At 66.2% G+C, this 17,324-nt stretch carries 14 protein-coding genes, 2 tRNA genes and 2 pseudogenes; 7 read left to right on the top strand and 11 right to left on the bottom strand.

Translation table 11 applies throughout. From position 1 onward, the window contains the following. The first annotated feature begins 59 nt into the window (after positions 1 to 59). The 3 genes from VX037_RS07950 (at position 60) to VX037_RS07940 (ending at position 2,892) form a co-directional block, all read left to right on the top strand. Positions 60 to 1,199, top strand: a complete 1,140-nt coding sequence (locus VX037_RS07950) for an acyl-CoA dehydrogenase family protein (protein ID WP_235722696.1) — start codon at positions 60 to 62, stop codon at positions 1,197 to 1,199. Next, positions 1,156 to 1,890 (top strand): GntR family transcriptional regulator, encoded by a 735-nt coding sequence (locus VX037_RS07945; protein ID WP_235722695.1) that lies wholly within the window; start codon positions 1,156 to 1,158, stop codon positions 1,888 to 1,890. Before VX037_RS07950 ends, VX037_RS07945 begins: the two co-directional genes overlap by 44 nt. A 222-nt stretch (positions 1,891 to 2,112) precedes the next feature. After that, positions 2,113 to 2,892, top strand: coding sequence for a potassium channel family protein (locus VX037_RS07940; protein ID WP_372474973.1), 780 nt, complete (start codon positions 2,113 to 2,115; stop codon positions 2,890 to 2,892). A gap of 63 nt (positions 2,893 to 2,955) precedes the next feature. Here the strand turns inward: VX037_RS07940 and VX037_RS07935 are convergent. The 5 genes and pseudogenes from VX037_RS07935 to VX037_RS07915 all read right to left on the bottom strand — a co-directional run bounded on the left by VX037_RS07935 (position 2,956) and on the right by VX037_RS07915 (position 7,542). After that, positions 2,956 to 3,028 (bottom strand) — tRNA-Asn (locus VX037_RS07935). A gap of 111 nt (positions 3,029 to 3,139) precedes the next feature. Next, on the bottom strand, positions 3,140 to 4,738 hold the full coding sequence (locus tag VX037_RS07930) for a regulator (protein WP_287016773.1): 1,599 nt from the start codon (positions 4,736 to 4,738) through the stop codon (positions 3,140 to 3,142). A gap of 40 nt (positions 4,739 to 4,778) precedes the next feature. Next, complete coding sequence (locus VX037_RS07925) at positions 4,779 to 5,501, bottom strand: cysteine hydrolase family protein (RefSeq protein ID WP_287016772.1); 723 nt, start codon at positions 5,499 to 5,501, stop codon at positions 4,779 to 4,781. 13 nt (positions 5,502 to 5,514) lie between these two features. Next, a pseudogene (locus VX037_RS07920) lies at positions 5,515 to 6,750 on the bottom strand (amidase family protein); the annotation flags it as partial. Between the two features lie 109 nt (positions 6,751 to 6,859). Further along, positions 6,860 to 7,542: pseudogene (locus tag VX037_RS07915) on the bottom strand (GntR family transcriptional regulator). 142 nt (positions 7,543 to 7,684) lie between these two features. Here VX037_RS07915 and VX037_RS07910 point away from each other — a divergent pair. After that, a tRNA-Ile gene (locus VX037_RS07910) sits at positions 7,685 to 7,761 on the top strand. A 447-nt stretch (positions 7,762 to 8,208) separates the two neighbouring features. Continuing rightward, the gene (locus VX037_RS07905; protein WP_287016771.1) at positions 8,209 to 9,594 is read left to right on the top strand and encodes a cutinase family protein; all 1,386 of its coding nucleotides are present in this window, start codon (positions 8,209 to 8,211) and stop codon (positions 9,592 to 9,594) included. Between the two features lie 301 nt (positions 9,595 to 9,895). Here the strand turns inward: VX037_RS07905 and dnaG are convergent, their stop codons facing one another. The 4 genes from dnaG to VX037_RS07885 all read right to left on the bottom strand — a co-directional run bounded on the left by dnaG (position 9,896) and on the right by VX037_RS07885 (position 15,127). Continuing rightward, positions 9,896 to 11,827: a DNA primase gene (gene dnaG / locus VX037_RS07900; RefSeq protein WP_266062896.1), complete on the bottom strand. Its 1,932-nt coding sequence runs from the start codon at positions 11,825 to 11,827 to the stop codon at positions 9,896 to 9,898. 50 nt (positions 11,828 to 11,877) lie between these two features. Continuing rightward, the gene (locus VX037_RS07895) at positions 11,878 to 13,161 is read right to left on the bottom strand and encodes a deoxyguanosinetriphosphate triphosphohydrolase (RefSeq protein WP_372512447.1); all 1,284 of its coding nucleotides are present in this window, start codon (positions 13,159 to 13,161) and stop codon (positions 11,878 to 11,880) included. A gap of 10 nt (positions 13,162 to 13,171) precedes the next feature. Further along, positions 13,172 to 13,618, bottom strand: coding sequence for a cold-shock protein (locus VX037_RS07890; protein WP_266062894.1), 447 nt, complete (start codon positions 13,616 to 13,618; stop codon positions 13,172 to 13,174). 120 nt (positions 13,619 to 13,738) lie between these two features. After that, entirely contained in the window at positions 13,739 to 15,127 is a 1,389-nt protein-coding gene (locus tag VX037_RS07885) for a glycine--tRNA ligase (protein WP_266062893.1), read from the bottom strand. Between the two features lie 172 nt (positions 15,128 to 15,299). Here VX037_RS07885 and VX037_RS07880 point away from each other — a divergent pair, with 172 nt between their 5' ends. Together VX037_RS07880 and VX037_RS07875 are read left to right on the top strand one after the other, a co-directional pair. After that, positions 15,300 to 15,677, top strand: coding sequence for an ArsR/SmtB family transcription factor (locus VX037_RS07880; protein ID WP_235722685.1), 378 nt, complete (start codon positions 15,300 to 15,302; stop codon positions 15,675 to 15,677). Next, positions 15,674 to 16,090, top strand: a complete 417-nt coding sequence (locus VX037_RS07875; protein ID WP_266062892.1) for a Fur family transcriptional regulator — start codon at positions 15,674 to 15,676, stop codon at positions 16,088 to 16,090. The genes VX037_RS07880 and VX037_RS07875 overlap by 4 nt, the downstream gene beginning before the upstream one ends. Here the strand turns inward: VX037_RS07875 and VX037_RS07870 are convergent. Continuing rightward, a complete protein-coding gene (locus VX037_RS07870) occupies positions 16,087 to 16,497 on the bottom strand; it encodes a hypothetical protein (protein ID WP_266062891.1) in 411 nt (136 codons plus the stop codon). The two genes, VX037_RS07875 and VX037_RS07870, sit on opposite strands and share 4 nt — an antisense overlap. Further along, on the bottom strand, positions 16,494 to 17,324 hold the full coding sequence (locus VX037_RS07865; protein ID WP_235722682.1) for an isoprenyl transferase: 831 nt from the start codon (positions 17,322 to 17,324) through the stop codon (positions 16,494 to 16,496). The genes VX037_RS07870 and VX037_RS07865 overlap by 4 nt, the downstream gene beginning before the upstream one ends.

Below are 17,324 nucleotides of genomic sequence, written 5' to 3'. Positions count from 1 at the left end.
CTTTCTAGCCCAACATCGAGCATCGCTCGCCCGATCATCACGAAAGGCCAGATCAAGCAATGGTGTCCTTCACCGACGAACAGACCGCTTTTGCCAAGGCCGTCGCCGATTTCTGCCAACGCGAAGCCGGTACCCGTGCACAACGTGACGCGCTCACCGACAACGGTGCGGAACTACATTCGCCCGAGCTCTACGGAAAAATGGCCGCTCTCGGGTGGACCGGCATCGTGGTTCCCGAGGACTTCGGCGGCGCCGGCGCGGGCAACGTAGAGATGTGCATCCTGCTGCAGGAGGCGATGCGCGGGAACGCGCCGATCGGTGGCATCGGCCCGACCCTGATCACTGCCGCCGCTTACGAGAAGTTCGCCGACGAACAGCTGAAGAAGAATGTGCTGGCCGGCGTCGTCGACGGCGATTCGTTGTCCATCTCGATGTCGGAACCCGAGGCCGGCTCCGACGTCGCCAATCTGTCGTGCCGGGCCGAGAAGGTCGACGGCGGCTGGGTCATCAACGGGCAGAAGACCTGGTGCTCCAATGCACACTTCGCCAAGTCCATCCTGCTCATCGCACGGACCGAGAAGACCGACAAGAAGCACGAGGGCCTGACCCAATTCCACATCCCCGCCGGCACTCCGGGTCTGGAGATCAAGGGCATCGACACCCTTGGCGGCCGTGAGGTCAACGACCTGTACTTCACCGATTGCGAGGTGCCCGATTCGGCCGTCGTCGGCGAGGTGGGCAATGGCTGGAACCAGCTGATGGCCGGACTCAACACCGAGCGTCTGATCCTTGCCGCGATGCAACTCGGCGTGGCCGAACGGTCGTTCGCCGACACTTTGGCGTTCATCACCGACCGTAAGCAGTTCGGTCGACCGATCGGCACCTTCCAGGCGCTGCGCCACCGGATGGCCGACCTCGCAACCGAGATCGAGTGCACACGGGAGCTGGTGTACTCGGTGGCCCGGCAGGCCGATGACAACCCCACCAAGCTGTTGCCGCGCGAGGCCTCGATGGCCAAGCTCAAGGCGACCGAGACGTCGAAGCGGATGACGATCGACGCGATGCAGATGATGGGTGGTTACGGCTATGCAACCGAGTTCGACGCCGAGCGTTTGATGCGCGGTGCAATCATCTCGACCGTCTACGGTGGCACAAATGAGATCCAGCGCGACATCATCGGCAAGACCTACGGGCTCTGAGGGTCCGGCGCGCTCGACGTCGCCACGTCTGCGCCGGCGGCCACAGCTCTCCGAGGAGGTCGCCGCCCACCTGCGTGAGCAGATCATGACCGCCACGCTGCGGCCCGGTGATTATGTCCGCATGGACGAGACGGCCGAGCGGCTCGGCGTCAGTGTGACGCCGGTCCGTGAGGCCTTGCTCACCCTACGGGGCGAGGGCATGGTCAACCTCGCGCCGCACCGTGGCTACATCGTCGCCGAACTCAGCCGTACCGATGTCGAGGACCTGTTCTGGTTGCAGGGCGAGATCGCGGTCAAACTGGCGTTGCGTACCGCAGACGCGATCACCCCCGAGCAGATCGCCGACCTCGAATGGCACAACCAACAGCTGCGCAGCGCGTTGACCTCCGGTGACGGCAGTCAGGTCGCCAGCGCGGAGTTCGACTTCCACCGCGTGCACAATCTGATCGCGTCGGGCGGCAAACTGGCCTGGTTCCTGCTCAGCGCTACCCGGTACACCCCGGCGCAGCTGTACGCGACCGACCCGGAATGGGGCGAGGTGGCGGTGGATTCGCATGCGAAGCTCATCGAGGCGTATCGGTCCGGAGACCGAACCCAGGTGGTCGAGCAGACGCGACGACAGTTCGTCGACGGTGCCGCACGCCTGACCAGACACCTGGAGGCCACCGGCATCTGGGATGAACAGAGCTGAGCCCATCACCCGAGCGCCGACTGCACACGACGCGCCGGGGCCGCCCGGCTGAGGTATTCGTCCGCGTCGGGTAGTCTTTGGAAGTGCGCCGCCCAGGGCGGGGCAGGTCACCCCCGACGACCTGCCCCGCCCTGGGCGGCGCGGTCGTTTGAGAGGTCCCGCGAGACCCGCCGCGACCTCATCACGTCGCGGTGCCCCGACGAGACGAAAGGTGCACTCGACATGGACACCGCCGACACCGCCGCGCACCAGCGCCGGGCATCTGCCGTCGGAGGACATGACCCGCTCGCCGGGTGGGAACGACGCGCCGAGTGGCCCCTCGTGGCCATGGCGGTGCTGTTCCTCGCCGCGTACTCATTGCAGGTGCTCGCCGATCCCGGCGAGACGATGAACACAGTGCTCGACGTCGTCATCTTCGCTTCCTGGGCCTGCTTCGCGATCGATTACGTCGTACGCCTGGCCATCACCCCCGATCGCTGGTCGTGGTTCTGGCGCCATCTCGCCGACCTGGCGATCGTTGTCCTGCCGATGTTGCGCCCACTCCGGCTGCTGCGATTGTTGATCCTCATCACCGTGCTGCAAAAGGCGCTCGGCGGCGCCATCCGAGGCCGCGTGGTGATCTACACGGCGGCCAGCGCCCTACTCCTGATCTACGTGGCATCACTGGCCATCTACGAGACCGAGGGCCGCCTTCCCGATGCCACCATCACTTCCTTCGGCGACGCCCTCTGGTGGTCCATGACCACGGTGACGACCGTCGGCTACGGCGACTACTACCCGATCACCACGACGGGTCGGGTCATCGCCGGACTGCTCATGCTCGGCGGGATCAGTGTGATCGGTGTCGTCACCGCCACCATCGCGTCGTGGATCGTCCAGCGTGTCGCCGACGACGACGAGGCCAACGCGGCGGCGACGTCCGCCGAGATCCAGACGCTGCGCACCGAGGTGGCCGAACTGCGCCGTGATCTGGCGCGCCACCGCGAGGCCGCCGAGGTCTGATCCGGGCATCCCGGAGAGCCGAAATCCCCCGCCACCTGGTGCAGGTGACGGGGGATTGTGTTGCTCCCCCAACTGGACTCGAACCAGTAACCGTTCGATTAACAGTCGAATGCTCTGCCAATTGAGCTATGGGGGAATGCTCTCGAACCGAGTGATGACTCTAGCGCATGGACGCGCCGGAGAACAAAACGCCTGCACGCCCGTTCTCCGGCGCCCCCGTACCCGCATGTAGCCGAACCGTGTGAGGTCAGTGCCCGGCCACGACGTCCGCCTCGTCGAAGGTGCGGGGTGTCCGCGCGTTGGGCAGGAACCAGTATGCGATGCACACCAGACCGAAGAAGAGGTAGCCCAGTGCGACTTCCGGGGCGGCCGCCCAGCTCACCTCGGGCGCATGAATGAGCCCGATGAACGACAGCACCGCCCCCACGGCGCAAGCGATCGCGGCGAAGTGGAATTTCTTGTCCAGGATGAAGGTGACGATGGTGCCCAACACCAGGCCGACGAGGACCGCGCCTTCGCCCAGCGTCTTCAGGCCGTCGTAGACCAGACCCGCGTTGCCGAGCGCCTCGGCGCCGACTTCCTCGGCGGTCGTGCCCGCCGCGCTCAGCGCGTTGTCGATCATTCCCCGGCCCCATTCGGCGAGATTGGGCAGAATCGCAGCGACCACCGCGATCGCATGAATCCTGGGAACGGCCTGGAATGCCTGCGCACCGATCAGGAGACCGATGTAGAGCAGGATGGGCACGATCGCGGGAACCGGGAGCAACGCCTCCAACACACCGAAGAGGCCGACGAAGCAGAGGACCCCGATCACCACCCCGCTGGCCAACGAGTAGCCGGCCCGACCGCCGGCGTCTTTCCAGCCAGGATGTCCGATGTAGACCGCGGGCGGAAACGGCGAACCGAAGGCCGCGCCGACACAGGCGCCTGCACCGTCGGCCAACAGCACACTGCGCAGGTTGTAGTTGTCGCCTGCCGCGGTTGCGCTCTCCACATTGCTCATCGCCTCGGTGAAGTTGTAGACGCCCAGCGGTATGGCGGTACCGAGCAGCGGCGCGAGGTCACCGAGTCCGGAGAACAACATGTCGAAGCGTTGATCCGGAATCCCGACCGCGATGTCGGAGACGGCCTGTTCGAGATCGGGCACCGACATGTAGCCGCCGATCCAGCCGATCGCGGTGCCCACCAACAGTGCGGCCAGCCCGACGGGAATGTTGCCGGGCAGCCGCACGTCGGTGAAGAAACCGATCAAGATGATCGCCAACACCGGCAGACCGATCCAGGCGACCTCCCACATCTGGGCGGCCGGGCGCATGGCGATGAACGTGATCGAGATACCCGCGAGCGTGCCGAGCATCGCCGCGCGCGGCGTCAGCTTGCGTACGTAAGGCCCCACGAACGCGCCGATCATCACGATCACACCGATCATGAACGCCCACGCGAGCCCGGCCTCCCAGGCCTGCATCGCATCGTTGGTGGTCAGATAGACCGGCAACATCACGACGAAGACCACGATGAACATGTGCGGCACGCTGGGTCCGTACGGCAACGCGGTGAGGTCGGTACGCCGTTCGCGCTTGGCGAGTCGCCGCGCGAGGAATGTGTAGTACAGGTTGCCGAGTATCAGCGCGACGCCAAGCGCCGGCAGCACCGTGCCCAGTACGTCGCCGGCGGGAATCTGGACGACAGCGATCATGAGCCCCGTCAGCGTGAGCACGTTGACGAGGATGTTGAATCCGAGTCCGAAGAACGCGTTGGTGTCACCGCGGGTCCACCACGGAACGGGCGGTGGCGCCGGCGACGACGCCGGGTCGGCGGGCGGAGCGGGGCCGGTGGTGGTACTCATCGGTGGTTCGATCCTCTCGGCAACAGGTGACGTGCCCGCTTCAGGAGACTGCGGAGTCGGGCACTGGTGACGTCGGCGACGCTGCCGGCTGATCGGTGAGGGCGGCGACGAGCACGCCGCTCGGCGCGGTCCAGCCGAAGATCCCACCCTGCGCGGCGATCATCTCCAGGCCCACTCGCTGGAACTCTGGGAAATACGAACCGACGCAATCGGATACGACGACGCATTCGTATCCGCGGTCGTTGGCCTCGCGGGTGGTGGTGTGCACGCACACCTCGGTGGTGACGCCGGTGACGAGGAGCTGGGTGACGCCATGTTCGGCGAGCACGGTGTCGAGGTCGGTGGCGTAGAAGGCGCCTTTACCGGGTTTGTCGATCACCACTTCGCCACCGACCGGCGCCAGCTCGTCGATGATGTCGTGGCCGTATTCGCCCCGAATCAGGATCCGGCCGTATGCACCGGGATCGCCTATCCGTTTGGCCGGCGTCCCGCGGTTGAGCTTGGCCGGTGGACAGTCGGACAGATCCGGCAGGTGACCTTCGCGCGTATGGATCACCAGCATCCCGGCCGCACGCGCGGCGGCGAGTAGCTCGGCCAACGGTGCGACCACCTGCTGTAGCCGCGACACATCGTTGCCGAGGGTCTCGCCGAAACCACCCGGCAGCAGGAAGTCGCGTTGCATGTCGATGATGACCAGAGCGGTACGTGCGATGTCGAGGTGCAGCGGTGCGGGTAGGGCGGCGATGGTCACGGGTTGGGCCACGGGACAAGCCTTTGCCGAAATGGGTGTAGTGACCGAGCATCGTGTTGGTCTCGATCGGTTGGTCGAGTACCTCCTCGACGGTGAACGTGCGACCGATGGTCGGCGTCACGAGCACGTCCAGGTCGCGCCATGTGCGGGCAACCTGGGCGCGCAGTTGCTGGAGTTCTTGCAGTGCGGCGAAGGCGTCGACGGCGGTGTATTTCTGGCCGCTGCGCAGGATGTCGCGCACCACCGGATGGATGGCGTCGGGCCGCTGGGCGAGGAAGTCACCGAACACCACCAGGCGCTCGGCCACCCACGGTCCGGCATAGAGCAGTTCACCGGCCGCCAGAAACGGCGCCAGCGACACCTCGACGATGTCGACAGCCGCGGCGAACCCGTTGTGCATCAACCTGTCCCGAAATGACAGATGCGCCGCACGCATGGCTTCGTCACCGAAGAACTCCAGTTCGGACAACGGCGGCAGACCCACCCGAATCGGGCCGCCGGCGTACTTCGGTCCCGGGCTACGCGACCACGGATCGTCGTCGTCACGACCCGCCATCACCGCCATCACCCGGTCGACGTCGTCGATGCAACCGGCCATCGTGGTGATGCAGTCCAGGGATTTACACGCGGGCACCAGCCCCACGGTGCTGATGAGCCCTCGCGAAGGTTTGTATCCCAGGACCCCGTTGAGTGCGGCGGGCACTCGCCCGGAGCCGGCGGTATCGGTCGCTACCGCGAACGGCACCTCACCGAGGGCGACTGCGAGCGCCGACCCAGAACTCGACCCACCCGAGATCATCTGTCCGCCGTACACACTGCGCGGCACCGTGTACGGTGCTCGGGTGCCGTTGAGCCCGGTGGCGAACTGGTCGAGATTGGTCTTGCCGACATAGAGCGCCCCCGCGTCGAGCAGGTGCTGCACCGCCGGCGCCGTCATCTTTGGGACGTAGGCATAGTCCGGACACGACAGCGTCGTGGGCACCCCGGCGACGTCGATGCTGTCCTTGACCCCGAAAGGGACGCCGTAGAGCGGGAGCGCCCGGGCCCCGGGACGTCTCTCGAGATCTGCCGCCGCGGCCAGCAGGTCCTCGCGACCGACGGTCGACGGCCAAGTGCCGTCGTCGCCGCGTGCATCGATCGCGTCGGCGACGATCCGCGCAGTCCGTGTCGGCGACCCACTGCCGGACACATGATTAGCGAGGATCTCCGCGACGGACGGGCCGAGTGCAGGTCCCCTAAGGGACCGACCACCAATCTCCATAGCGTCGATTGCCGACAGAATATGTGGCGGCCGCGGATCGTCTGTGTGTCGGTTGTGTTAGCGACGCCGAGGCGGGTCGACGGCGGACGGACCGGTGCACGCCCCGCAGCTACGTCGCGGTATCCCCCGGCGGCGCAGCCAGATCGAGGTACTGAAGATGCTTGTGGTCACGCAACGCGGCCACCGCGGCGACCGGATCGTTGGTCTCCAAGGCCTCGACGATTGCCAGATGACGCCGAAAGCCGTCATCGGGTCCGTGATGGTCCACGGTCTCCGCCCGCAGGTTCACCGCCATCGGCAACTGGAGCTTGAGCAGAATGGGCTCGAGTGCGATGTCGAGCTGCCGATTACCCGCCAGACCCACCACCGCAGCATGGAAATGTCGATGGGCGTCATCCTTGGCGAGGTCATCGGTGGCCGTCTTCATCTCCTCGACCGCCGCCCGCACCGGCGCGAGTTGCTCGACCGGGTCGTTCAGCGGGAGCGCCGACTCCACCGCGAACCTCTCCAACACCTGCCGCAACTCGAAGAGCTGCACGATGTCGCGGGGAGACCATTCCGCGTACCACGCCTCGGCTGATGCTCGACCAGGCCCTGTTGCGCCAGCAGGCGCAGCGCCTCACGCACCGGAGCTCGGCTGATGCCGAGATCGGCACACAGAGTCTCCTCGACGATCTTCGCCCCGGGGGAGAGTCCACCGGAGAGTATCGCGTCGCGGATACGTCGGCCCGCCACGTCGACCAGACTTTCGGGGAGGTCGCGGTCTTCGCTCGCCCCGTCGCCCCCGGCCATGCGCTCCTCGTTTGTCACTGTGCTCGTGTCATCCGCTGTGGATTCCCTGCAGTCTAGTGTGCCGTGTCGCGCCGCGGCGCCGACCAGGTCGACGAGCCGGTGCGGTAATGTGCAGCGTCGGGCATGCGCAGCGCTCATGCCGGGGGCGGTAGCTCAGTTGGTTAGAGCCGCGGACTCATAATCCGTAGGTCGCGGGTTCGAGCCCCGCCCGCCCCACCAGAGACTCCGAGACGTCGGTGCACCAAACTGGACGTTCGTTTCCCAAACGAAGTCAACGACGCCGGATTCGACACTCCGGCACAGCACTTCGCGTGCCCAACCGCGAGGGCTCGGTGGTGCCCCACCGGCACCACCGTCCCCACGAGGCCACTCGGGCAACTCCAAACCCTCTGCACGCCAGCCTGACTCACAGTGTTCACCGCGACGACACGCGCGGTGTCACCCAAAGGGGGGAAAGTTTCCCGATCCAAAACCGGCGCGGGGTAGGGTTCGAGATCATCACATCGACCTTCACCACGACACAGTTGCCCGGATCGGCCCACCGGTCCACCTCCCCCTCCCCCACTCGCGGAAATCTCGATGACGCTTGCCGTTCGTGTTCCCCGAAAGTCGCTCCGAATCAACACAAGTGAAAGCATTACGACCACCCGACGGTGGCGTACGTCCATGCCCATCATCGGCCTCACGGCACTCTCGGTGGTCGCCGTCGGGCTCCTGACCGCCCCTGCGCCCGCGCCCGCTGATGCGCATGGTGCGCCGACGTTCAACCTGTTCATCCCGGGGACCTGGGAGACTGATGAGACCGCTGATCCCAGCACCCCGATCGGCGCCCTCAAGCCCATCGCCGAACGCATCCGTCGCGACCACGGCACCTCTGCGCACATCTACTTCCTGCCCTACCTCGCTCGCGCATTCGACAACGGAGAGAGCTACGGAGTGAGCAAGGCCACGGCTCTGGACAACGCGGCCCGCGTCCTGCGTGACTTCACCGCCCGACATCCGACAGCGAAGGTGACGATCACCGGCTACAGCCAAGGCGCGGATGCTGCCGGGGACCTCGCGTCGGCGATCGGGAACCGGATCGGCCCGGTCACCCCTGACAAAGTGCTCGCCGTCGCACTGCTGGCCGACCCACGTGCGGGTACCCGCGGCGAAACCGTCGTCGGACCACGAGCCGACGGTGTCGGAATCGCCGACCCACGCCCGGCCGGCATGGGCACGCTGGCCGGACGGGTCTCATCGATCTGCGCTCCCGCCGACCTCTACTGCTCGATCGACAAGCGGCAGAACCCATTCCTCGGTCAGCTGGGGTCGGCCTTGGGCAAGACACCGGACCAGGCCGTGCTCGCCGTCCGCCGCGCGGCGACTGCCGCCGGCACACTGGCCTCACTCGATCTGCACGGCATCGCGGCAGGGTTGGCCGCGCTGCCGACACAAGCCGCCGATGGTGACCTCGCGGCGGCGCACGCGACCGCCACCGAGCTCAACGCCGACCTGCGACCCCTGGTGACCCTCGCCGCGGCGGTCGACTTCGCCGAGATCTCTGCCGTTCTCGCACTGATCCCCGACGAGACCGGATTCGCCAAGGCGATGTCCGTGGTCGCGGCGGGACTCTCCCATGTCGACGTGGAACGTACCGCCGACCTGGTGGGCCGAATCCAACAGCTGACCTGGGTGGCCGCCGCCGAGGTGGGACAGCGCGCAGGCGCCAAAACCCTACCGGTCACCGGGCATACGCGCGCCGAGGTCGCCCGCCTCGGCCGCGAGCTCGGCCAGGTCGCCCGTGGCGTCGTGTCCGCCACACCGCAGGCGGGCTCCGGGATGCCGGTCGTGTCACCGGACTTCAAGAACTCGGCGACCGCGGTGACCCGCATCGTCGCGAAGTACGCGATCACCGACCCGGCCACCCTGGTCACCGACGCGGTCTCGGCCGGAAAATTCTATTCCGGTGAGAGTCACGTTCACTACGGGTCACTGGTCGTCGACGCCAACGGCAACAACGCCGTGAGCTGGCTGGCCCAATGGCTCACGACGGCCATCGCCCAGGCCTGACCACCCAGGCGTGACTGGTGAGGAGCGCCACAGTGGCGCCTCGCCGACCTGCCCGGTCGGACAGGTCGGGTGATAATTCTCCCAACGCACGGTCGCGAAGGGGGCACAACATGCGGGGAACCGATCACATCTGGGGACGGCCCAAACCGGCACCCGACCGTTGTCGCGGCCCGCACACCGACGGCGGGGGTTGCACCTTCAACGCCGACGACCCGCACCGGCCACTTTTCCCCGAGCAGCTCCGCCCGGGCGCGAGGAACGCGACCGCCGCGTGATGACCCCGGCAACCTGACCGAACAAGTCACCCGACTCCGGTGTCGGGATCGACGGCCTGCTCGAGCAGACTGCGCCGGTAGGCCTCCAAGGCCACCAGGTCCCCGAACACTGCGTTGTAGCCATCCGGGTCCTCGCCCGGCGCCATCCGACGCAGCCGCGACTTGATGTCGGCGATCTGGGCTCCGACCCAGACCTCCTGCAGCCGCGCCAACACGCTGCTGATGTACCGGGAGATGTTGTCCTCGGTGACCGGCATCGACTCCACGGCGAGTTCGGTCACCAACGGACCGAGAACCGGATCGTCGACGCCGTTGTGCACCGCATCCACCCACTCGGCGCCGCCCATACCGGCCGACGTGCCACCGAGCGCGGACATCGCCGTTCGAATCGAGGCATATGCGGGTTCGGTGAAACACTGCACGGGCAGCGAATCGAAGACGGTCCCGGCGACGGCCGGGTATTGCAGTGCCGCCTTGAGCGCTTCGCGCTGCGGCCACAAACGCGGGTCGGCGGCCAGCGGTCGCGCGGTGGGCGGCGTCGATGCCGCCTCCGGTCGCTGGCGCCGGATGGAGGTGACCTGCCCCGAACGCCCGCTGTTGCGCGCTGCGCCGCCCGTCGCCCGGGCGTATCGCACGCCCTCCTCACGTACCCGTCCGAGCACCTGGGCCACGTCCTCCCAGCCCACCCAGCCGGCAAGCTGCCGCGCGTACTCATCGCGCAGGGCGACGTCCTTGATCCGCGCGACGACCGGAACCGTCTCGCGCAATGCGTGCACGCGCCCCTCTGCGGTGTCGAGATCATGACTGCCCAACAAGGCCTTGATCGCGAACTCGAACATCGGTACCCGCCGAGCGACCAGATCACGCACCGCTGCGTCACCACGTTCCTGCCGGAGTTCGCAGGGGTCCATCCCCTCGGGCGCCACCGCCACGAACGTCTGTCCGGCGATACTCTGCTCGCCTTCGAAAGCTTTGAGCGCCGCGGCCTTTCCGGCTTCGTCACCGTCGAAGGTATAGATCACCTCACCGCGAAAATACGAGTCATCCATCATCAACCGTCGCAACAGCGCCAGATGGTCCTCACCGAATGCGGTCCCACACGAGGCCACCGCGGTGGTCACGCCCGCGAGATGCATCGCCATCACATCGGTGTAGCCCTCGACGATCACCACCTGGTGCCCCTTGGCGATGTTCTTCTTCGCGTGGTCGAGCCCGAACAACACCTGAGACTTCTTGTACAGCATGGTCTCCGGGGTGTTCATGTACTTGCCGAGGTTGTCATCGGAGAACAACTTGCGCGCCCCGAAGCCGATGATGTCGCCGCCGAGATTGCGGATCGGCCACAGCAGTCGGCGATGGAACCGGTCGATGGGCCCTTTCCGCCCCTGCTTGGACAGCCCGGCGGCTTCGAGTTCGCTGAATTCGAAGCCCTGGGACAGCAGCGCCTTCGTCATGGTGTCCCAACCGGCCGGCGCATATCCGCAACCGAACGTCGCAGCGGTGGCGGCGTCGAAGTTCCGTTCGGTCAGGTAGTCGCGGGCGGGTTGCGCCTCCGGCGACTGAAGTTGTTGTGCGTAGAACTTCTGGGCGGCGGCATTGGCCGCCACCAGGCGTGCTCGGGTTCCGCGGTCACGGATGATCGCGGTGCCGCCGCCCTCGTAATGGATCTGGTAACCGATGCGATCGGCAAGCTGCTGCACCGCCTCGACGAATGAGATGTGCTCCTGCTTCTGCAGGAAGCTGTAGACGTCGCCGCCCTCTCCACAGCCGAAACAGTGGAAGTGTCCGTGATTCGGCCGAACGTGGAACGACGGGGACTTCTCATCGTGGAACGGGCACAGCCCCTTCAAGCTGTCGGCCCCGGCCCGGCGCAGCGCCACGTAATCACCGACGATCTCCTCGATGCGTGTCTGCTCACGGATCGCCGTGATGTCACGATCGGGAATTCGGCCTGGCACGCCGACCAGTGTAGTGAGTGCACGCCGCGTCGCCGCAGCCCTACTCACACTCAGCCGAGGTGTGCCTGAGCTCCCGAGTTCTGCCGGTCCGAACGTTCGAGCCTGCCCTCGGTCATCGACGCGATCTGATCAACGATGACCCGCAGCCGCGCAGCGTCATCGGAGGCGTCCTGCCAGAACGGCACGAAGATCGGGTCGAGCCCACCGGGGGCGGCGGCGGTCAACCAGTCCGCAACGCGATGGATTCGTTCGCGCTGGCGCCGCTGGGTGGCCTTGTGTCGTTCGTTGGAGAAGATGAACCGCAGCGCAAGTGTCTTCAAGATGGCGACCTCGGCCGCCACCAGCGGCGAGACGGTGAGGTCGGCGTCATAGCGCGACACCGACCGGTCCCCGACCATCGCGCGGGTGCCGGTGATCGCCGCCGACGCGAACCGGCCGATCAGTTCGCTGGTGAGCCGCTTCAACGTGACCGCGCTGTCGAGGCTCCCGTCGTAACCACCGGCGGCCATGACGATCTCCATCCGGGACAACCGCTGGGCGGCGTCGATGAGTGCGCCCGCCTCGAGGCCCTCGAACTCCTTGACGCCGATGTCGGCCAAGGCACGTTGATCGATGGGATCGGCCAGCGTGCGGAGGTCGATCCGATCGGCGATGACCCCGTCCTCGAGGTCGTGCACGGAGTAGGCGACGTCGTCGGACCAGTCCATCACCTGGGCTTCGATACACTGCCGGCCCGCCGCGGCGCCGTTGCGAATCCAGTCCAGCGCCGACGCGTCGTCGTCGTAGGCGCCAAACTTCACTGCCGGCGGCCGGCGCGTCCAGGGGTACTTCAGGGTGGCGTCCAGCGACGCCCGGGTCAGATTGAGTCCCGCACTGCGACCGTTCGCGTCGAGCAACTTCGGTTCCAGCCGAGTGAGGATCCGCAGATTCTGCGCGTTGCCCTCGAATCCACCGATCTCGGCAGCGACCTCGTTGAGAGCACGTTCGCCGTTGTGACCGTACGGCGGGTGCCCGATGTCGTGGGCCAGACCGGCCAGTTCCACCAGGTCCGGTTCGCAGCCCAGTCCGATCGCGATGCCGCGGCCGATCTGACCGACCTCGAGCGAGTGAGTGAGTCTGGTACGCGGGGTGTCGCCTTCCCGCGGTCCGACGACCTGCGTCTTGTCGGCGAGACGACGCAGCGCGGCGCAATGCAGCACCCGCGCACGGTCCCGCGCGAAGTCGCTGCGATGATCCGTGCGGGTACCGGGCAGACTCGCGACCTTCGGCGCTTCCGGCACGAATCGCTCGACGGCCTCGTCACCGTAGTCGGCCGTGAGCGGAATGGCAGACACGCTGGTCGAGCTAGTCAAGCACCCAGCCCCGGGCGACCGCGAAGTCGGTGATGCGCTGGCGGATCGCCACGATCTGTCCGGCGGTCAGGTCGTCGGAGGAGTCGAGCAGCAACTCCGTGATCTCTTCGGTGAAAGCCGACGCGTCGAGCGAACCCCGTGACCGCCGCGGACGCTCGCCACCGTGCGAACGTCCGTGGTCGTGTGTCTCACGTCGATGCGGACGGCCGGCGGGAGCCTCGTCGGCAGGTGCGGCCTCGGTGACGGCCACGTTGACCGCCTTGGAACCCCGGTCGGTCTCCTCGACGTCGAACTCCACCTTGGCACCGGGTTTGAGCGCCGTCTCGTCGATGTCAATGTCGTTGATGTGCAAAAAGACGTCGGCGCCACCCGACTCCGGCGCGAGAAACCCAAATCCCCGATTTGCGTCGTAGTGCACGACCTTGCCGCTGACGGTCACCGCTTCACTCGCTCTCCTCGTCGCACCACAGTCCGAACCCCGTGCCCGGGCGTGCGACGACAACTCCTCCCACAACTATGACAGATATCCGCAGGTCGCACTGGACGCGCCCTTCGTGAGTCAGGAACCGAGCAGCTTGCCACCGAGGTACTCGACGACCTTGTCCAGAGCCACCCGCTCCTGACTCATGGTGTCGCGCTCCCGAACGGTCACCGCCTGGTCGTCGAGGGTGTCGAAGTCCACGGTCACACAGAACGGCGTACCGATCTCGTCCTGGCGGCGGTAACGCTTGCCGATACCCTGCGCGTCGTCGAACTCGACGTTCCAGTGCTTGCGCAGTTCTGCGGCAAGGTCCTTCGCCTTGGGGGACAGCTTCTCGTTGCGCGACAGCGGCAGCACCGCCACCTTCACCGGGGCCAGACGACGGTCGAGTTTCAGCACGGTTCGGGTGTCGATGCCGCCCTTGGCGTTCGGCACCTCCTCCTCGGTGTAGGCGTCACACAGGAACGCCATCAGCGAGCGGGTCAAACCGGCCGCCGGCTCGATGACGAACGGGGTGTAGCGCTCACCCGAGGCCTGATCGAAGAACGACAGGTCCTCACCGGAATGCTTGCTGTGGGTCGACAGGTCGAAGTCGGTGCGGTTGGCGACACCTTCGAGTTCACCCCACGGGTTACCGGAGAAACCGAATTTGTACTCGACATCGACGGTGCGCTTCGAGTAGTGCGACAGCTTGTCTTTCGGATGCTCGAACAACCGCAGGTTCTCCGGGTCGATGCCCAGATCCACGTACCAGTTGAACCGGTGGTCGATCCAGTACTGATGCCAGTCCTCGTCCTCGCCCGGCTTGACGAAGAACTCCATCTCCATCTGCTCGAATTCACGGGTACGGAAGATGAAGTTGCCCGGGGTGATCTCGTTGCGGAAACTCTTGCCTATCTGCGCGATGCCGAACGGGGGCTTCTTACGCGCCGTGGTCATCACGTTCTTGAAGTTCACGAAGATGCCCTGCGCGGTCTCCGGACGCAGGTAGTGCAGGCCCTCTTCGTCGTCGACCGGGCCGAGGAACGTCTTGAGCAGGCCGCTGAACGCGCGCGGCTCGGTCCACTTGCCCGGCTGGCCAGTGTCGGGATCGTTGATGTCGGCCAGACCGTTGGCCGGTGGGTGGCCGTGCTTGATCTCGTAGGCCTCGAGCAGATGATCGGCGCGGTAGCGCTTGTGGGTGTGCAGCGATTCGACGAGCGGATCGGTGAAGACCTCGACGTGGCCCGAGGCCTCCCAGACCTGGCGGGGCAGGATGACCGACGAGTCCAGGCCGACCACGTCCTCGCGACCGGTCACCATTGTGCGCCACCACTGGCGTTTGATGTTGTCCTTGATCTCGACGCCGAGCGGTCCGTAATCCCACGCGGAGCGGGTTCCGCCGTAGATCTCACCGCAGGGGTAGACCAGACCTCGACGCTTGGCGAGGTTGACGACGGCTTCAACGCGGTTGGACTGGGCGGCCACGGTTAACTGATCTCCAACGATTCGGTGTTCTCGGGATGACGCCACCGGCTCGGCATCATGTCACAGGAACACCATGTCGAAACGGCAACCCTTACAGGGTAGCCACACCGGTATCTGTTGTCGGAATCCACTCCACCGCCAAATGAAAACCACTTCCTTTAGGATGGGGGCGATGGGTTCACCAGAACGAGATTGCGCTCCCGGCGCCGACGCGCGTACTGCGGGTCCGGCGGCATACGAAGCTGCCAGCGACCTGCTTCGCGCGCTGGCCTCGCCCACTCGGGTCGCCATCGTGTTGCTACTGCGGGAGCGTCCGCAATGTGTGCACGAGGTGGTGGGCGCCTTGTCGTTGAGTCAGCCGTTGGTCAGTCAGCATCTCCGTGTACTCAAGGATGCCGGCGTGGTGCGCGGCAATCGCAGCGGCCGGGAGATCGTCTACGAGCTGGTCGACGACCACCTCGCCCACATCGTCACCGACGCCCTGACCCACGCGATGGAGCCGTCGTCGCGGATCGAACCCGCATCCGGAGATGGCGAGGTGTCCCGGTGACCGCACGAACCGACCGGCCCGTCACCGGCGTCCGATCGACTCGCCAGCGCGCCGCCATCGCGGATGCGCTGGCCGCGGGCGACGACTTCGTCTCCGCGCAGGAACTCCATGAGCAACTCAAGGCCCGGGGCGAGTCGATCGGACTGACCACCGTGTATCGCAACCTGCAGGCGCTCAGCCAGGCCGGTCAGATCGATGTGCTGTGGGACGGCTCCGGCGAGATGCGTTATCGCCACTGCTCGTCGGGACATCATCATCACCTGGTGTGCCGTCGTTGCGGCACCACGGTGGAGGTTCAGGCCGAACCGGTCGAACAATGGGCAGCCAAGGTCGCCGCCGAGCACGGGTTCACCGAGATCAACCACACCGTGGAGGTCTTCGGCTACTGCGCCGACTGTCAGCGGTCACGCTAGCCCGAGAGCTGCTGTGCCGCATCAGCTCCCGCCGACAACACCATATGCAGCACGGTCAGCAACGGCATGTCGTCGAGCGATCCGGCCGGGAAAGTGTAGTACTGCAGAACATCGGTGGTCACCCCTTCGGGATCCGATCGACGCAGCGCACCGAAACTCAGCTGCGCATCACAAGTCTCGACGTCGTCGCGCAGCGCGTCGGTGTTGGGGAGGTCCAATGCGACCAGCTGGGTGACGGTCAGCACTTCGAGGCCGGCGGCCAGCTCCAGCGCCCTGATCGAGGCACGAGTCGAACCCACCTGCACAACAACCGAATCGGCGTCGACGGTGACGACCTCACCGAACTCCGCAACCAGCGCCGCAACACGGGACGGCCACGTCGATCGCGGCGCCGAGAGTTCGGTCATGTCGACATCACCCCGCCGAACCGCCGATCCCGCTTGGCATATTCGACACAGGCCGCCCAGAGGTCACGACGATCGAAATCAGGAAAGAGCTTGTCCTGGTAGACCATCTCCGCATACGCGGACTGCCACAGCAGGAAATTGGAGGTCCGCTTCTCCCCTGATGGCCGCAGGAAAAGGTCGACGTCGGGCATGTCCGGCTCGTCGAGGTACTTGGCAAAGGACGCCTCGGTAATGCGTTCAGGGTCGATCTCGCCGGCGGCCGCCCGTCGGGCGATCTCCTTGGCTGCGTCCGCGATCTCGGCCCGGCCACCGTAGTTGACGCACATCGTCAGCGTCATCACGGTGTTGTTCCGCGTCATCTCCTCGGCGACCTCGAGCTCACGGATCACGCTGCGCCACAACCGTGGTCGCCGGCCCGCCCAGCGGACCCGGACACCCATCTCGTTCATCTCGTCGCGCCGCCGACGGATCACGTCACGGTTGAACCCCATCAGGAATCGCACCTCGTCAGGACTACGCGACCAGTTCTCGGTGGAGAACGCGTATGCCGACAACCAGGACACGCCGAGCTCGATGCACCCGCACACAGTGTCCATGAGCACGGCCTCACCGCGCTTGTGCCCCTCCGTGCGGGGCAGACCACGCTCCTGCGCCCAGCGACCGTTGCCGTCCATCACCAGGGCGACATGCTTCGGAATCAGCTCCGACGGCAATTCCGGTGGCGTCGCCCCACTGGGGTGTGCATCCGGTGGACGCACTCCGGCATCTGCCGATCGGGTGACGGCCGGTCGGACCTTCCCGGATCGCGAACCGGGTCGTAACGCCAT

The organism is Gordonia sp. Z-3 (assembly GCF_036233855.1).
In the GTDB taxonomy this organism is placed as follows: Bacteria; Actinomycetota; Actinomycetes; order Mycobacteriales; family Mycobacteriaceae; genus Gordonia; species Gordonia tangerina.
The sequence above is the reverse complement of the archived record's forward strand: the minus strand, read 5'-3'. Positions and strand labels throughout refer to the sequence as shown.